General features: G+C 43.9%; 15 protein-coding genes. 8 read left to right on the forward strand and 7 right to left on the reverse strand.

Features of this window, described 5'->3' with window-relative positions; translation table 11 throughout:
• Nucleotides 1-22: 22 nt before the first annotated feature.
• The 3 genes from CYQ88_RS00545 to CYQ88_RS00555 form a co-directional block, all read right to left on the reverse strand.
• Entirely contained in the window at nt 23-1615 is a 1593-nt protein-coding gene (locus CYQ88_RS00545) for a hypothetical protein (protein WP_101839330.1), read from the reverse strand.
• A gap of 13 nt (nt 1616-1628) precedes the next feature.
• Nucleotides 1629-2339 (reverse strand): hypothetical protein, encoded by a 711-nt coding sequence (locus CYQ88_RS00550; protein ID WP_101839332.1) that lies wholly within the window; start codon nt 2337-2339, stop codon nt 1629-1631.
• 150 nt (nt 2340-2489) lie between these two features.
• Nucleotides 2490-2765 (reverse strand): hypothetical protein, encoded by a 276-nt coding sequence (locus CYQ88_RS00555; RefSeq protein WP_101839334.1) that lies wholly within the window; start codon nt 2763-2765, stop codon nt 2490-2492.
• 211 nt (nt 2766-2976) lie between these two features.
• On the opposite strand from CYQ88_RS00555, the gene CYQ88_RS00560 reads away from it, so the two are divergent.
• The 6 genes from CYQ88_RS00560 (at nt 2977) to CYQ88_RS00585 (ending at nt 8645) form a co-directional block, all read left to right on the forward strand.
• Entirely contained in the window at nt 2977-3957 is a 981-nt protein-coding gene (locus CYQ88_RS00560; RefSeq protein WP_199170131.1) for an integron integrase, read from the forward strand.
• A 135-nt stretch (nt 3958-4092) separates the two neighbouring features.
• The gene (gene aroC, locus CYQ88_RS00565) at nt 4093-5196 is read left to right on the forward strand and encodes a chorismate synthase (protein ID WP_101839336.1); all 1104 of its coding nucleotides are present in this window, start codon (nt 4093-4095) and stop codon (nt 5194-5196) included.
• 39 nt (nt 5197-5235) lie between these two features.
• On the forward strand, nt 5236-6414 hold the full coding sequence (locus CYQ88_RS00570; protein WP_101839338.1) for an MFS transporter: 1179 nt from the start codon (nt 5236-5238) through the stop codon (nt 6412-6414).
• A 133-nt stretch (nt 6415-6547) separates the two neighbouring features.
• Nucleotides 6548-7828 carry an O-acetylhomoserine aminocarboxypropyltransferase/cysteine synthase family protein gene (locus CYQ88_RS00575; RefSeq protein ID WP_101839340.1) on the forward strand — a complete coding sequence of 427 codons (1281 nt, stop codon included), beginning with the start codon at nt 6548-6550 and terminating at the stop codon, nt 7826-7828.
• Nucleotides 7829-7907: 79 nt separating this feature from the next.
• The gene (gene gloA / locus CYQ88_RS00580; RefSeq protein WP_101839342.1) at nt 7908-8291 is read left to right on the forward strand and encodes a lactoylglutathione lyase; all 384 of its coding nucleotides are present in this window, start codon (nt 7908-7910) and stop codon (nt 8289-8291) included.
• A gap of 42 nt (nt 8292-8333) precedes the next feature.
• Nucleotides 8334-8645, forward strand: coding sequence for a pyrimidine/purine nucleoside phosphorylase (locus tag CYQ88_RS00585; RefSeq protein ID WP_101839347.1), 312 nt, complete (start codon nt 8334-8336; stop codon nt 8643-8645).
• An 80-nt stretch (nt 8646-8725) separates the two neighbouring features.
• Here CYQ88_RS00585 and CYQ88_RS00590 read toward each other — a convergent pair whose 3' ends face one another.
• The 4 genes from CYQ88_RS00590 to CYQ88_RS00605 form a co-directional block, all read right to left on the reverse strand.
• Nucleotides 8726-11869 carry an efflux RND transporter permease subunit gene (locus tag CYQ88_RS00590; RefSeq protein WP_101839349.1) on the reverse strand — a complete coding sequence of 1048 codons (3144 nt, stop codon included), beginning with the start codon at nt 11867-11869 and terminating at the stop codon, nt 8726-8728.
• The gene (locus CYQ88_RS00595) at nt 11869-13047 is read right to left on the reverse strand and encodes an efflux RND transporter periplasmic adaptor subunit (RefSeq protein ID WP_101839351.1); all 1179 of its coding nucleotides are present in this window, start codon (nt 13045-13047) and stop codon (nt 11869-11871) included. Before CYQ88_RS00595 ends, CYQ88_RS00590 begins: the two co-directional genes overlap by 1 nt.
• 155 nt (nt 13048-13202) lie before the next feature.
• Nucleotides 13203-14207: a tryptophan--tRNA ligase gene (trpS, locus tag CYQ88_RS00600; RefSeq protein WP_101839352.1), complete on the reverse strand. Its 1005-nt coding sequence runs from the start codon at nt 14205-14207 to the stop codon at nt 13203-13205.
• A gap of 110 nt (nt 14208-14317) precedes the next feature.
• On the reverse strand, nt 14318-15730 hold the full coding sequence (locus CYQ88_RS00605; RefSeq protein ID WP_101839353.1) for a M48 family metalloprotease: 1413 nt from the start codon (nt 15728-15730) through the stop codon (nt 14318-14320).
• Nucleotides 15731-15811: 81 nt separating this feature from the next.
• Here CYQ88_RS00605 and CYQ88_RS00610 point away from each other — a divergent pair, with 81 nt between their 5' ends.
• A complete protein-coding gene (locus tag CYQ88_RS00610; protein WP_158235984.1) occupies nt 15812-16051 on the forward strand; it encodes a sulfurtransferase TusA family protein in 240 nt (79 codons plus the stop codon).
• A 76-nt stretch (nt 16052-16127) separates the two neighbouring features.
• Nucleotides 16128-17012 carry a UTP--glucose-1-phosphate uridylyltransferase GalU gene (gene galU / locus CYQ88_RS00615; protein ID WP_101839355.1) on the forward strand — a complete coding sequence of 295 codons (885 nt, stop codon included), beginning with the start codon at nt 16128-16130 and terminating at the stop codon, nt 17010-17012.
• The last annotated feature ends 64 nt before the right edge of the window (nt 17013-17076 follow it).

Consider the following 17076-nt stretch of genomic DNA (forward strand, 5'->3'; position numbering starts at 1 on the left):
AGTGCTTTGACTTGTTAACTCTTTATCCTGACAGGTATTCGAAAACAGCAGAGGTAGCTTCATTCTTAATATACCTAGAGCGTACCTCGCCCACGTAATATGCTCTCTGGATAGTCTCCTCAGTGGCATCTAGAACATCTCTGATCGAATTTAGAGATAGACCTTTTAACGCATCGATAAGCCACTCAGGTAAATCAAGAAAATCGACAGGCTTTCTAAGTTGGTCATCTAAAGCTGAGCTAATGGTTTGATCATCGAAATCATCTAAATCTGTTTCAAGGTTGCTGAATGTTGGGTGATTGGCTCCATACTCCGTCATTCTTTTAATGGTAAGATTACGAACGATGTTGTTTCCAGTTGAAGCTGGGGTATTTTCTAACGATAGCAAACACCCCATATTCACACTATATCTTGCTCCAACACCGCTTCTCGTGGCTTTTACCGCATCAGAATGCAATGAAATAATCCCGGTATAGCAAAGTAGCCCTAAAGCTTTTTTGATCTTTGCGGGTGAATCTTTGTGAATCCAGAAGAAACATGACGTTTTCTTGTCATCAGATAAATATGCATCATTTTTTTGCTTTATTTCTGGCAGAACGTGTTCTTCAACAAAGTCCCTACCCCAATTGATAAAATCCACAAATCCCAAATATTTATCGGCAAGCAATGAATGCTCTTCCCATATATCGCTTTTGTAAAACTCTTTAATTGCAGTATTTACTTCGCGCGAGGATACCGATGGCGCTCTTACTAGAGTCTTTAACAGAACCCTAGGGTTCCCATTAGACGCATACGCTAGCAATGAAAAATTACCTATGTTTTGTGCAATTTTTCCGAGCAACCGACTATCTGCTTGCTTCTCAACCATGTGCCTCATGTTTTCGACGTAGCCGGTACTCGATACATCTCTCTCTAGATTAATAAAAATTGCATCATGTATTGGCTGAAAATAATCTCCAAATGATGTTACGCCAGGATAAACTGCTGCATTGCAGTTTATGTATGGGCTATTAATATCCCGGTATAGGCTAAAAAACTGACGCTGCTGAGCTGGCCTTAATATATGAGCAGCTTCGTCAATGAAGAAATTTACCGTTTCTATTCCTGCTTCTTCGCAAATATCTTCCACAGCCTCTTTGAAATCATCTATCGATGGCAGAAATTGAGAATCTATAGTCTGTGATTTCTGTGGTTTCCATGAATTTTCAAATTCTGCAACTAATCGGGATAGATACTCCTCTTGCTCTTCGTTGTTTCCCGACAATAAAGACACAGGTAAAACGAAACCTGCTTTTGTTAAACTTCTGATTAGTGATGAACACAGTTTCGCAAGCATCCAGTGATAAAACTGGGTTTCATCTGTTAGTTGCAGAACCGCACCTTGCGTGAATGACACATATACTGGAAGAATCTTAAGCTGCTCTAGGTCTCGTTTAAGCTCAGCTTCCGCGACCCTCAACAAAAATGACTTGCCAACACCGCGACTACCTACCAAAACAATAGGAGAATCACTCTTGAGCCGTTCGATTATGGAACGATCTTCCGGTGTTTCTACGAAATAATCTAATATTTTTGTAGGTTTAATTGTTTCTGTACGTATTTTAAAATCTGTCATCTTTATGGGTTCCTCAGGAAGCGAATAAGAGATTGAATTCTACGACTCCGCCTAATTCCTCTTTTGCCATTTCCTCTATCTTACTGAGATCATGGTTCTCTACATCTTTTGAGAACCGCATGAATAGCAAGAATAAAGCTAAAAACCTACTAGTTTCCATGAAATCAATCCAACGCTCCAGGAGAGAGGTGTTAAATTCAATAGAATTTGGCAACTCCTCAATTTTATTGAAATTTCCATGTATAAACTCAGAGGATTCTCTATAAAGCTTTGATGCTATTGTTATTAAATGATCGCCTTCAGATTCTACTTCAGAATAAAATGCTCGGATGAATATTTTCGAAAATATCCCGTTCTCTTTATCGACTAGTGAACCCCAAGATATATCTCGTAAACCAAGCTTCCAGTGCCTTAAATGGAGCTCATTGGTTGAAAGATAGATAAATCGGCATATCTGTTCAAGGAAATAGCGCTGCGCAATAAATGAATACCTATATTGGCCACTTACAACAGCCTGAAATCCAAGTTCAAACTCTTGGGTAGCACTAACAAGAATGGTGCAATCAGTTCTATCTTTAAGTAGCTCCGTCCATGTATTCAAATCACCTGAGAACTGGAACAACTCGACAAGCGTAGGGCCCAGATTTGAAGAAAACGAATCTTCTATGACTTGTCCAAATTGGTTATTGAGGCTTGTGAAGTGATCTTTACAGTTTGTTTCCATCTAAGGCAATCCTTGCGTTGCTTTGGCACTTGAGAGTTAACGCCTTGCTCATTTGAGTTTTGGTTGGAGTGGAGTTTTTGGGTAAAGTGGCGTAGCCACCCAAAAACCGAGCGTAGACCAAAACGTCAAATGGAGCAATTTGTTAGGCTTTTACGCTAAACCATTTGCTTTCAATACTTTTTTAACAGAAGGTATCTCTGGGTCCAACTTTGCAAGCAGCTTTGCAAACTCAAGTGTTTTATCGTTAAGTCCGGCATCATTTGCCACATACACAAGTTGCAGAAGCGCAACCACTTTACCATCATTATCTATATCATTAAGTTTTGGCTCCAATAAATCGATGGCTTCAATAAACTTCCCTTGCCCTCTCAGAATTGCCACATTGCCTAGTAAAACCTTTAGTTCATTCGAATCGAGCCCAATCATAAATTTTTCCCCCTGGTTTATTTGGATGAACTTCTAGTATAGAACGGCAGATTTATTTATATGCCTAACATTTAGTATAAGGCATTATTGCCTTCTTATTGGGTATTGGCTTTGTTTTCATATTTATTTGATAGTATATTGATGAAAACTGTTGATTTGACAGGTTATACGGTGTTATCTAGATTTGCTGTCATTATGAAAAAGCGCTTTTATGAATAATACACTAATGAAATCATCGTTGCTAGATAAAATGCGTAATCAGTTGCGCCGTGAGGGTTACGCATATTCTACCGAAAATGGGTATTGCGATTGGGTGCGGCGGTTTGTGAAGTTTCATGGAATTTTAAGCCGTGAGACGATGTTGGTTGATTCGTCGCAGAAGGTGGGGCAGTTTTTATCGGATTTAGCGGTGGTACAAAATGTGGCGCCTTCGACTCAAAACCAGGCGTTAAATGCATTGACTTACTGTTATAGCCGTGTTTTGAATGCACCGTTTACAGATGTTAAAGCCTGTCGGTCGCGTAAGGAGCCGCGTATTCCAGTGGTGTTGACGAAGGAAGAAGTAGGCCAAGTTTTATCGGTGATGGATGGCACTCCGGGGTTGATTGTTAAGTTGTTGTATGCCAGCGGTTTACGCATTACCGAGGCGGTGCGTTTGCGGGTGCAGGATGTTGATTTTGGCTTTAAGCAAATTACAGTGCGTGATGGTAAGGGTAAAAAAGATCGGGTGACGCCTTTAGCCAATAATCTGGCACCTTTATTGGAAGTTCAATTGCAAAAGGTGAAAACGCTGCATGATCAAGATTTGGAGCAGGGTTTTGGTTCGGTGTATTTGCCGTATGCGTTGGCTAAGAAGTATCCAAATGCAAGTCGAGAGTTGGCTTGGCAGTATGTGTTTCCTAGTCGTAATTTGGCAGAAGACCCGCGTTCGGGTGTGACGCGCCGCCATCATGTGGATCAGTCGTTGGTGAATAAGGCAATAAAGCGTGCGGTGAAACAGTGTGGCATTTTAAAGAAGGTGAGTGCGCATACGTTTCGGCATTCGTTTGCGACGCATCTTTTGCAAACGGGCACGGATATTCGTACCATTCAGGCGTTGTTGGGTCATGCCGATTTGCAAACCACGATGATTTATACCCATGTGTTAAAGCAGGGTGGGCAGGGGGTGGTGAGTCCGTTTGATGTTTTGTAGTGTTCAAAATTGCCCAGGCCTGGGTGTTTTCGGTTTGTTTTTTAGCAGGTCAAGCAAGACTTGGTTTAATACATTACACTCGCTTTGGGGGTTTTGTATAATATCTGCTTTGCAATCAAGTTTGAGAAGGCCGTTATGTCAGGGAATACCTTAGGACAAAATTTTCGAGTCACCACGTTTGGGGAAAGTCATGGCATCGCGCTGGGTGCAATTGTGGACGGGTGTCCTCCAGGCATGGAGTTATGTGAAGCGGATATTCAAATCGAATTGGATCGCCGTAAGCCAGGAAAATCTAAGCATGCTACCGCACGCCGAGAAGATGATGCGGTGCAAATTTTGTCTGGGGTGTTCGAAGGAAAGACCACAGGGACGCCGATCGGATTGATTATTCATAATATGGATCAGCGCTCAAGAGACTATTCAAAAGTGGCGGAAACCTTTCGCCCTGCACATGCTGACTATACCTATACGCAAAAATATGGTTTCCGTGATTATCGCGGTGGCGGACGTGCATCCGCTCGTGAAACCGCGATGCGGGTGGCAGCAGGGGCGATTGCTAAAAAATATTTAAAAGAGCGTTTGGGCGTGGAAATCAAAGGGTATTTATCGCAATTGGGACCCATTAAGGTCGAAAATGTGTGTTGGCCGTTTGATAATGATAATGAATATTTTTGTCCTAATCCGGAAAAGCGTGAAGAAATTCGCGTTTATATGGATAACTTGCTGAAGCAAAAAAACTCCGTGGGCGCAAAGATTTCAGTCATTGCTAAAAATGTACCAGTGGGATTGGGTGAGCCGGTGTTTGATCGTTTAGATGCCGATTTGGCCCATGCGTTAATGAGTATCAACGCAGTGAAAGGCGTTGAAATTGGCGATGGATTTGCCGTAGCAGGGCAGTTGGGTACTGAGCATCGAGATGAAATGACGCCGGAAGAAGGTTTTGTGTCGAATCATGCTGGTGGTATTCTGGGTGGGATTTCTACTGGACAGGATATTATCGCGCATATTGCGTTAAAACCGACTTCCAGTATTATGACGGTTGGACGCAGTATTAATATTGGAGGAGAAGCGATTGAAATGGTGACCAAAGGGCGTCATGACCCTTGTGTCGGTATTCGCGCTACCCCCATTGCAGAAGCACAAATGGCCATCGTGTTATTGGATCACTTTATGCGCAATCGCGCCCAGAATGGCGATGTGGTTGCGCCGATTATGGATTTAGCGAATCCGACACCTTAGTTTCACGTTATATCCTAAACCGCTTTAAAAGGCCATTTTATGCCAGAAAAGCACTATCAACGTGTTTACCCCAAACTGTCGAGTTTTTACTTTGTGTACTTTATGCTGTTTGGGGCCTTTATTCCTTATATTGGACTCTATTATCAGTCATTAGGGTTGAGCGCGATTGAAATCGGTCAATTGATGGCGGTGTTTGTCGGTACTAAAGTGGTGGCGCCGAATCTGCTGGGTTGGCTTTCCGATCATACAGGCCAACCGATACGTTGGCTGAGGTGGTGTGCGTTTCTAACGGTGCTCTTCTCGCTTGGCTGGTTATTCTTTGATCAGTTTTGGGGGCTATTGCTCACAGTCTTGGGCATGAGTTTTTTCTTTCATGCGGCCTTACCGTTATTTGAATCTTATACATTCGTTACGTTGGCGGAATTAAAACACTGCTATGGTCGCGTTAGGCTATGGGGGTCTCTAGGGTTTATTGCTGCCGTCATTGGCGTTGGGTGGCAGTTAGATCAGTTTGCGATGACGACATTTCCTTGGGTCTTGTTGATTTTAGCGGTGATAATCTGGCTGATTACCTTTGCTGTTCGTGAGGCAAGTATGCCGGCACATGAAGAGAATGCTACAGGGTTTTTAACCATCCTAAAGCAGCCGCATGTGGCCAGTTTGTTAGTCGTTAGCGTCTTAGTGCAATTTTCTCATGGTACCTATTACAGTTTCTACAGTATTTTCCTCACTGATCATGGTTATAGCCATCAATGGATTGCCATACTCTGGACGTTAGGCGTTGTCGCGGAAATTGGGGTGTTTTTCTGGATGAGTCCCTTATTTGAACGTTTTTCGGTGGTGAAACTATTATGGATCAGTTTGGGGCTGACGTTGTTACGCTGGGTAATGATTCCTTTGGTGCCGGATTCGTTGCCGTTATTGTTGTTCGCACAACTGCTACATGCTGCCAGTTATGGCCTATTCCATGCCGCCGCTATTTATTTAATCGATGCCTATTTTACTGGCCGCAATCAGCATAAAGGACAAGCGATTTATGCGTCAGCCAGTCATGGATTGGGCGGGGCGTTTGGAATGTTGGTCGCGGGCTATAGTTGGTATTTTGGTGGTGCTATTTGGGGGTTTGGTATCAGTGCTTTGGCGATTGTTTTATCCATTTGGATTGCGCTGAAATGGGTTGGCAAAACGCCTAAAGCTTCAAACACCTCGGTTCTATAACAATATGAGATATCAACATGATTTTTTTGTGTTTGACTTATTTTGGTGGCAACTCTAGACTTAAAATTCATTCTTAAAGAATCAGATAACCTAATTCCTAAATAATCAAAATCCATCATAATCAGAGGTGAATATGAAATTAGAATCGCTTGCATTACATCATGGCTATGAATCTGAAGCCACCACCAAAGCGGCCACGACGCCGATTTATCAAACCACATCTTATACATTTGATAATACCCAGCATGGTGCCGACTTATTCGATTTAAAAGTACCTGGTAATATTTACAGCCGTATTATGAACCCAACCTGCGACGTGTTGGAACAACGGATGGCGGCCATGGAAGGCGGGATTGGTGCTTTGGCCGTGGCTTCAGGAATGGCGGCGATTACCTATGCGATTCAGACCATTACCCAAGCCGGTGATAATATTATTAGCACCAGTCAGCTCTATGGCGGGACTTATAATTTATTCGCGCATACTTTCCCTCAGCAAGGGATTGAAGTGCGAATGAAAAAAGCCGATGATTTTGCAGGGTTTGAAGCGGCGATTGATGACCGTACTCGTGCGATTTATTGTGAATCGATAGGTAATCCGGCAGGGAATGTGGTGGATATTCCGCGTTTGGCGGAAATTGCTCATAAACATGGCATTCCAGTAATCGTGGACAATACGGTGGCCACGCCTTATTTGTGTCGTCCTTTTGAATTGGGTGCCGATATTGTGGTGCATTCGTTAACCAAATATATTGGTGGCCATGGTACAACCATTGGCGGCGTGGTGATTGATTCTGGAAAATTTGATTGGGCTGCTCAGCCTGAGCGTTTTGCGGTTTTGAATGAGCCAGATCCATCTTATCATGGTGTGTCTTATACACGTGATGTGGGTGCGGCGGCTTTTATTGCGCGTTGCCGCGTGGTGCCTTTGCGTAATACCGGGTCGGCTTTATCTGCGCACAGCGCCTTCTTGCTGATGCAAGGGTTGGAAACCTTGGGCTTACGGATGGAGCGGCATTGTGAAAACGCCCTGAAAGTGGCGGAATATCTAAAAGCCCATCCAAAAGTCTCTTGGGTCAATTATGCTGGATTGCCATCGGATCGTTATCATGAGCTGTGTCAAACCGTGACGCATGGTCAGGCATCCGGTATTTTGAGTTTTGGCATTAAAGGCGGCCGTGAGGCCGGCGCGCAGTTTATTGATGCTTTGCAAATGATTTTGAGATTGGTCAATATTGGCGATGCTAAATCTTTAGCGTGTCACCCAGCGACCACGACCCATCGTCAGCTCAATGCTGAAGAACTTGAAACGGCAGGGGTCTCTGAAGACTTGGTTCGAATCTCCGTGGGGATTGAGCATATTGATGATATTTTGGCGGATATCGAGCAAGCATTAGCGGCGGTGACTGAGGTATAATACCTTACTCACAAGTTGGCAATTAGAAAGGCTTTGACAGGGTTGACCTGCAAAGCCTTTTTTATGTAAAGGAGTTTATATGCGTTTATTACATACGATGTTAAGAGTGGGCGATTTAGACAAGTCGATACAGTTCTATACAGAAGTGTTAGGCATGACACTCTTAAGACGAAAGGAGTATCCTGAAGGGGAATTTACCCTCGCATTTCTGGGGTATGGCAATGAAGCAGACAATACCGTATTGGAATTGACCTACAATTGGGGACAATCGCAATATGACTTGGGTGAGGGGTATGGGCATATCGCCATCGAAGTTGAGGATGTGTATCAAGCCGCGGATGCGATTCAGGCTGCAGGTGGTAAAATTCTTCGACCTGCTGGACCAATGAATGCCGGAACCACTATTATTGCATTTGTTGAAGACCCGGATGGTTATCAAATCGAATTAATTGGCGCTAAATAGCACTCAATTTGAACAGTTTTAGACAGTTAAAAAGGAAAAATAATGTCTCAATTTGAAAATGTCACGGTTGTTAAAGCGGCCAATATCTATTACGGCGGCAAAGTCACCAGTCGTACGGTTTTGTTTGCTGACGGCTCTAAAAAGACGCTCGGTATTTTATTGCCAGGAGATTACACCTTTGGCACCGAAGCGGCAGAGTTGATGGAAATGTTGGCGGGCGAAGTCGCAGTATTACTGCCGGGTGAAAGTGAGTGGCGCACGGTATTGGCAGGGGAGTCTTTTGAAGTGCCTGCTAATGCATCGTTTGATATCAAAGTGAAAACTGTCGCAGATTATTGCTGTTCTTACTTTTAATTCAATTTTACTCTCAATACTTACCCTTGAAATAACCAGGCCTGGTTATTTTAAGGGCTCATTTCAATGTTGCCCATTCCTTAGTTTGTCACAGTTTTCGCCTGAAACCACTGGTACATCAACACAAAGAACAGCGGTACTAAGAAAATACCCAGTGCGGTTGCACTGATCATACCACCTAATACTGCGGTACCGATCGCATTGTGCGCACCAGAACCCGCACCGGAGCTGAGGGCTAACGGCAGTACGCCAAACCCAAAGGCCAACGAAGTCATTAAAATGGGTCTGAGACGCATTTTTGCGGCTTGAATGGTCGCTTCGATGGCATTCATACCTTCTTCAACCAAGTCTTTAGAAAACTCGACAATCAAAATGGCATTCTTGGTTGCCAGTCCAACGATGGTTAATAGGCCAACTTGAAAGTAAATATCGCTCGGCTTGGCAAAAAAGTGTGCGGCCAATAACGTGCCTAATACGCCTAATGGCACAATCAGTATGACAGAAATCGGTAGTGTCCAACTTTCATAGAGCGCGGCTAAACACAAGAAAACCACCAGTATCGACAAAACATACAGTAAGGTAGCTTTTTCGCCAGCTGCTTTTTCTTCATAAGATAAGCCTGTCCATTCAATGCTAACGCCTTTTGGTAGCTGCTTACTCAGTGCTTCAACGGTCGCCATCGCTTCTCCTGAACTGATATGCGGAGGCGACATGCCTAATATTTGCAAGGCGGCTTGACCGTTATAACGTTCTAATTTGGGCGATTCTTTAATCCAAGTCATGTCCACAAATGCCGATACTGGAATCATATCGCCTGTTTTATTGCGTACATACCAGTCGTTAAAGTTATCTGGGGTTGAGCGGTATTGCGGTTCAGATTGAACATAGATGCGTTTGACCTTCCCTTGCTTAATAAAGTCATCCACATAGGCACGTCCCCAAGCAATAGAGAGAGATTGGTTAATGTCGGCAATCGACAATCCCAAGGCTTGCGCTTTTTGTTTATTAACTTGTACCGATAGCACTGCGGCGGGTTCTTGACCGTTAGGACGCACTCCGACTAAATTTGGATTTTGGCTGGCCATGCCTAGCATTTGATTGCGGGCATTATAGAGTTGTTCACGGCCAAAACCACCAGTATCTTTGACATAAAAATTAAAGCCCATTGCATTCCCCAATTCCATAACAGGCGGTGGGGCAAAGGCAAATACCATCGCTTCTTTAATCTGACTGAAAGCGCCCATGGCTCGACCCGCAATCGCATTCACACTGCGGCTGGGATCAGTTCTTTCAGACCAATCTTTGAGGCGAACAAAGGCAATGGCAGTATTTTGACCGGTCCCAGAGAAGTTGAATCCAATAACGGTAAACAAGGCTTCAATATTCTCTTTCTCGGTTTCTAAATAGTGATGTTCCAATTTCTTAACCACTTCCAGGGTATCTTCTTGAGTGGCGCCAGAAGGCATCATTACTTGGCTTAATAGCATGCCTTGGTCTTCATTTGGTAAAAAGCCGGCGGGTGTTTTGGCATAAAGATAACCAACACTCCCGACAATCAGTAAGTAAATGCCAAAAAAGAGATAACGATGACGGATAATGCCTTTCACGCCCTGACCATAGGCATGGGTACCTCGGTCAAATTGTCGGTTAAACCAACCAAAGAACCCTTTAGATTCGGCGGCTTTATCCACTGGTTTTAACAGGGTGGCGCATAACGCTGGTGTGAGAATAAAGGCGGCAAGTACCGAGAGCACCATCGCCGAAACAATGGTAACGGCGAATTGCTGGTAAATAACCCCTGCGGAGCCTGGAAAAAAGGCCATCGGCAAAAACACTGCACTCAGCACCAGGCCGATACCGATTAGGGCGCCGGAAATTTGGTTCATAGATTTATGGGTGGCTTCTTTGGCGGGTAAATTTTCCTCATGCATTACCCTTTCCACATTCTCTACGACGACGATGGCATCATCGACTAACAGACCGATGGCCAATACCATGGCAAACATGGTGAGGGTGTTAATTGAGTAGCCGAAGTAGGACAGCACACCAAAAGTACCCAACAGCACTACAGGAACGGTAATGGTCGGAATCAGTGTTGCGCGAAGATTGCCCAGGAATAGGTACATAATTAACACCACCAAAATAATGGCTTCGATTAGGGTTTGTACCACCCCTTCAATTGACAGTTTAATAAACGGTGTGGTGTCATAGGCTTTGACGTAAGACATTCCTTCAGGGAAGTAGGGTGCCAGTTCATCGAGTTTGGCCATGACTCTTTCAGCAGTCTCCAGGGCATTGGCATTGGCTGCCGTTTTCACTGCGAAACCTGCAGCAGGTGCTCCTTTATAACGCGCCGTTCGAGCATAACTTTCAGCACCAATTTCGACACGAGCCACATCACTTAGTGTGACAGAAGTACCATCTTCGGCAGTTTTAATAACGATCTGTTCGAATTCGCTGACATTTTTCAAACGGCTTTGTAAATTCACCACCACGTTAATTGGCTGATTAACAGGCGCGGGGGCGTCTCCCAATTGGCCAGCGGTCACCACAGCATTATGGGTGCGAATGGCATTGACAATATCGTTGGGAATCAATTGGTGGTTTGCCAGTTTGTAGGGGTCTAGCCAGACGCGTAATGCGTATTCAGCACTGAATTGCATGACTTCGCCAACTCCATCCAAGCGACTGATCGGGTCAACAATATGGGTGCCAATATAGTCTCCTAAGTCGGTCGCACTGAAGGTGTTGTCCGGTGAGATAAACCCAATGACCATTAAAAAATTACGAACCGATTTAGCGACCTGAATCCCTTGCCGTTGTACCGGTTCGGGTAAGGATGTCATGGCGGCTTGCAGTTTGTTTTGAATCTGCATTTGGGCAATGTCAGCATCGGTTCCCGTTTTAAAGGTGAGGGTAATATTGGCTTGTCCAGTCGATTCGCTGGTAGCGGACATATACATTAAGTTGTCTAACCCTTTCATTTTGCTTTCAATGATTTGGGTGACGGTATTCTCAATGGTTTTCGCCGAGGCACCGGGGTAGGTGGCGGTAATGGTAATGGTTGGCGGCGCGATGGCTGGATATTGTGAAATAGGTAGGTTAACGACCGATAAGGTACCGGCAATCATCACTAATAGTGCAATCACCCATGCAAACACCGGGCGATTAATAAAGAAAGTGGCGAAAGAATGACGATGGTGGCGGTGGCTGGTTTCAGACATTAGCTAGCGCCTCCCTGTACAGGGATTAGGGCAGCCTTCATGCCAGGACGAATGAATTGAAGGCCTTTAACAATCACTTGGTCTCCAGGTGCTAAGCCATCGGTAATAATCCAGTTTTCTTGATATAAGCCAGCCTCTTTGACAGGCTTAACAGCAACGGTATTGTCTGGCGTTAGAACCATGACAAATGGCTGACCTAACGCATTGCGTTGTAATGAAAGGGTTGGAATCAGCGCGACTTGTTCCAACATGCCTGTGGTAACTTGACCTTGCATAAACATACCCGGCAGAATTAAGGTGTCGGGGTTTTGAAATTGCGTTCTTAAAATCACCGCATCGGTAGCTGGATTCACTTGGAATTCTGATAGTAAGATTTTGCCAGTGCTTGGGTAAGGTTGGTGTGGTAGTTTAAGGCGTACAGGATAATCCGCTAGATTCACCTGTTCATTTGCTAAAGCTTTTCGCAAAGGCAATGCCTGATTAGCCGTGACCGAAAAATCAACATAAATGGGGTCAAGTTGCTGAATCGTTGCGAGTGATTGCGCCTGGTTGGTGGTAACTAAAGCTCCTTTTGTAACGGTAGAGCGACCAATGCGACCACTGATAGGTGCCTTAATTTGGGTTCTTTCAAGCTGTATAGCTGCCGTTTTGAGGGCGGCTTGATTGGCGGCTAAATTGGCTTTGGCTTCACGTAATAATGCCTTGGCATCATCCAAAACTTGTTCGCTGACCGCATTAATTTTAACTAATCGCTCATTACGAGTCACTTTGATTTGAGCATTGGTCAGTAAGGCTTTGGACTTTTCAACGGCCGCCTTAGCACTTTCGTATAAGGCTTGATAACTGGCAGCATCCAGTTGGTAAAGCGTATCTCCTTTATTGACGAAGGAGCCTTCTTTGAAAAGACGTTGGGTAATAATGCCTTCAACCTGGGGGCGGATTTCTGCCGTGGCAGATGCCTGAGCGCGCCCCGTAATGGCTAATTGATTGGGTACCTGTGTCATTTGCACAGAGAGGACGCCCACTTGCGGTAATCTCATAGCCGGATTGGCTTTTTGTGCAGGTTTTGCAGCGGGGGTTTTTGAGTCGTCGCAAGCAGTAAGGCCTAATGCCAAACTTGCTAAGAGTAGTCCTTTGAGTGCAATCAAAGTCGGTGCAGAAAATAAACGGGTTTCCATGATAGCTATCCTTGCTATTTATATTGAAGATCTATTGTAACGGATGTAGTGTTACTTTGGTGTAACATTTTTATAAAGCAGCGCAGAAAATAGCAAAAACGCCCAGGCCTGGGCGTTTTAAAAGGGGAAAGCTAGTTTCGTTAGGGGGGTATCGTTTAGGGCAAAATAAAACCGATGGCTTCTTGTACCGCTTCTAAAGTGGGTTGAGCTTGCGATTTAGCGCGGTCAGCTCCTTGTTTTAGGATGGCTTTCAGATCAGACTCGTTTTGTCTCAGCTGGTGATAACGTTGTTGGATCGGGGCTAGGTAGTCGGCAACCAGTTCGCCCAATTCGACTTTGAGGTGACCATACATTTTGCCTTCAAAGTGCTGTACAACTGACTCAATAGGCTGACCGCTAATGACAGAGTAAATGGTGAGCAGGTTAGAAACGCCCTGTTTGTTTTCAGGGTCATAGTTAATTTCTGTACCCGAATCGGTCTGTGCCTTTTTGAATTTCTTAATAATGGTTTTCGGGTCGTCCAGTAGTCCTATAAAGTTGTTTTTATTGGTATCCGATTTTGACATCTTTGACGTCGGATCTTGCAAGCTCATAATACGACCACCCGAGGTAGTCGGCGGAATAAAGGGTTCGGGAATTTTGAAAATCTCACGATCAAACCGATTGTTAAAGCGATGGGCAATGTCACGCGCTAATTCTAAGTGCTGTTTTTGGTCTGCACCAACAGGTACTTTTTCTGTTTGATAAAGCAGAATGTCAGCCGCCATCAATACTGGATAATCAAATAGCCCAACATTAATGTTCTGCGCATGCTTTTGCGATTTATCTTTAAATTGTGTCATGCGGCTGAGCTCACCCATATAGGCAGAGCAGTTGAGTATCCATGCTAATTCACTATGCGCGGGCACATGAGATTGGATAAACACCGTGCTTTGATCTGGATCAATGCCGCTGGCCAGATAGAGCGCCACAAAATCTAGACTTCGCTTAGCAAGATCCGCAGGTGATTGTTCAACAGTAATGGCATGCATATTCACCAAGGAAAATAAACAATGGTAGTCAGATTGCATTGTGACCCAGTTTTTAATGGAGCCAATATAATTGCCAATCATTAAATCACCAGAAGGTTGGATGCCACTGAATAAAGTTGGTTTTTGCATAGCGAAGTCCGTTAGTTATCGTTGATCAATTTTTAAAAAGAACGTATTTTCGCACTTTTTTGGTTAAAAAGCGAAAAAGTACAGCGATGTGGTTTTGCCATACAATTAGGTTACTGGGCTTCTTTCAGGAGGGCGAGTGTTTTTTCAGTTTCTTCGAGCAGTTGTGACACCTTTAAGTAAAAAGTGGACTTTTGATCAGTAATCATGGGTTCCAGTTGGGTTAGCAACAAGAAAGCGCGAGGGATATTGCCGATATTGTATTGAGCTAAGGCATCGTAATAATAGCTAAATTGGGGCTGCTTTTGTTTTGCGTAAAGTTCCGTCAACGTATTGTAAAGCATGTACTGATAGTGATAGCTTGGCGTACGAGCTTTGAGCAATTCAATGGCTTTATCGGTTTGATCAAATGCGACTAAGCTTTTGGCGTATAGAAAGGGGATTGCGAAGTCGGATGGATAAAAATCCATCAGTCTTTCTAAGTCCTCTAATGCACTGACATCTTGCTGTGTGACCTTAACTTCAATCAAAAGCTGTCTATACAAGCGTTCATCAGGGTTTTCTTCAATCAGTTTTTCCAGACACTGGGCGTCAAGGTGGTTTATATCTTGGTTCGGTAAATAAAGGGTTTTGAGATTGCGTTGATAACAGGCATGAGATTGTTTGAGTTGAATTTGCTCAAAAGGATCTGTTGTATGGGTTTGACTGACATATTTGAGTCGCATTTGCATCAACTTTAGCGCGTCATAGCTCAAGGGACGCTTGCTATCGAGTTGTTCCGCCCGATCTCTGGCTTTGGCTAATCGATTTTCAGTGACGGGGTGTGTCATTAAGATTTCAGGCGGAGAGTTTTTATAAAGCTGTCCTTCTTTGGATAGACGGTTAAAAAAGTCCCCCATTGCAAAAGGGTTGTAGCCTGCTTCATTGAGGTACTTTATGCCAAAATAGTCAGCCTCACTTTCATGAATGCGTGAGTTTTTCAATTGCTTTTCAATAGTGAGGCCGACAGATCCCATATAGGCGGCGATGCCGGCATTGGGGTTTTGTGACCCAATTAAAATCGCGGCCAAAATGGAGGCGATGCCAGCTGTGCTGGCCACGCTTTGATTTTCATAGGTTCTGGATAGGTGCCGTTGGGTAACATGGGCGATTTCATGCGCCATGACTGAAGCCAGCTCGTCTTCCGAACGCGCTGATGCAATTAAACCTGTGTGGATGCCAATCACACCATTAGGGCCAGCAAAGGCGTTGATAGAAGGGTCGTCAATTATAAAAAAACTGTAGTGACGGTTCTGACCAGTTTCACCGGTGATTTTTTCACCAATGCGCCGAATATAACTAAGGAGTGTGGCGTCATAGACCAAAGGGTATTGCGTGTGTAATGCGGTAGAAAAGGATTTTCCAAGTAAGGTTTCAGTCTGGCTGTCATAATCTTTTAAGTCGGAAGCGCCTAAGTCAGGGAGGTTATTCGACGCATGAGCTTGAAGGGAAAGCAGAAGGATAGCAAAATAAACAAGACGCAACATTTTGTCCAATAAGTTTTATAGAATTGAGTGAAATATATTGTAAGATAAAACCATCGCAAATGCATTGAGGGAATGTTGAGAATGCAGCCTAAGTTTGTTCTGGATGTCAGAAATCTACCCTGTCCGTTACCTTTGGTTAAGTTGAAAAAAGCCTTGTCAGAAGTTGATTTATTAGCGCAGTCAATTGAAATGCATGTTTCAGATCAAGCGGCTTTAAGGGATATTCCTGCATTTTGTTCACAGCAGGGCTTGGCATGCCAACTGCTGAAAGACAGATCAGATGAAAAAGTGTTCCAGATTCAGTGTTCGGATTCCCTATAATGAAGCAGTGGACGCACTTTTTTGGCACATTTGTATTTAAATCAACGAAATTCAATCAAGCAAAGAGAAGTTTTAAATGTCCTATAAAAAATTAACCAAAGCTGTTATTCCCGTTGCGGGGCTTGGAACCCGATTTTTACCGGCCACTAAAGCCATTCCAAAAGAAATGCTGACGGTTGTGGATAAACCACTCATTCAGTACATCGTACATGAAGCGGCTGAAGCGGGTATTACCGATATTATTTTGGTAACCCATTCTAGTAAAGGTGCAATCGAAAATCATTTTGATAAGCATTATGAACTTGAAGCTGAGCTGAATATACGAGGTAAATCAGAAAGGTTGGTGCCATTACAAGAAATTACACCTGAAGGGGTGAGAATTGTGAGTGTGCGCCAGCCAGAAGCTTTGGGGCTAGGTCATGCCATTCTTTGTGCTTCTCCCATTATTGCCGATAATGAACCTTTCGCAGTATTGTTGCCGGATGTTTTAATGTATCACCCCAAAAGAGGCTGTTTATCACAAATGGCTGAGCAATATCGAAAAATGCATACCAGTGTGGTGGCATTGGAAGCGGTCGATGAAGCAGAAGTTGAAAAGTATGGGATCGCGGGTGTGAAAGGGCCCGATTTGAGAATTGTGGAGTTGGTTGAAAAACCAAAGCCGAAAGAAGCTCCCTCTAATTTGTCGGTGGTAGGTCGTTATATCTTTACGCCTAGATTAATGGGGATTTTAAAAACGACCAAGCCGGGTGCTGGCGGAGAGATTCAATTAACGGATGCAATGGATGAATTGTTAGAAGAAGAGGTGATGTTTGGCTTTGAATTCAAAAATGGCAAAACCTATGATTGTGGTGATAAGCAAGGGTATTTAAGAGCCAATGTCGAATATGCATTGAGAGATCCGGTATTGGGTAAGGATTTTAAAGCGTATTTAAGTTCATTGGCATTAGAGAAAAAATAATGAAATGTTCGCTGTTTTGCGGGCCAGAAGTATTCGCGTAATGGAGTGTCTTTCTCGGCATGGA

The organism is Hydrogenovibrio sp. SC-1 (assembly GCF_002848135.1).
Lineage (GTDB): Bacteria > Pseudomonadota > Gammaproteobacteria > Thiomicrospirales > Thiomicrospiraceae > Hydrogenovibrio.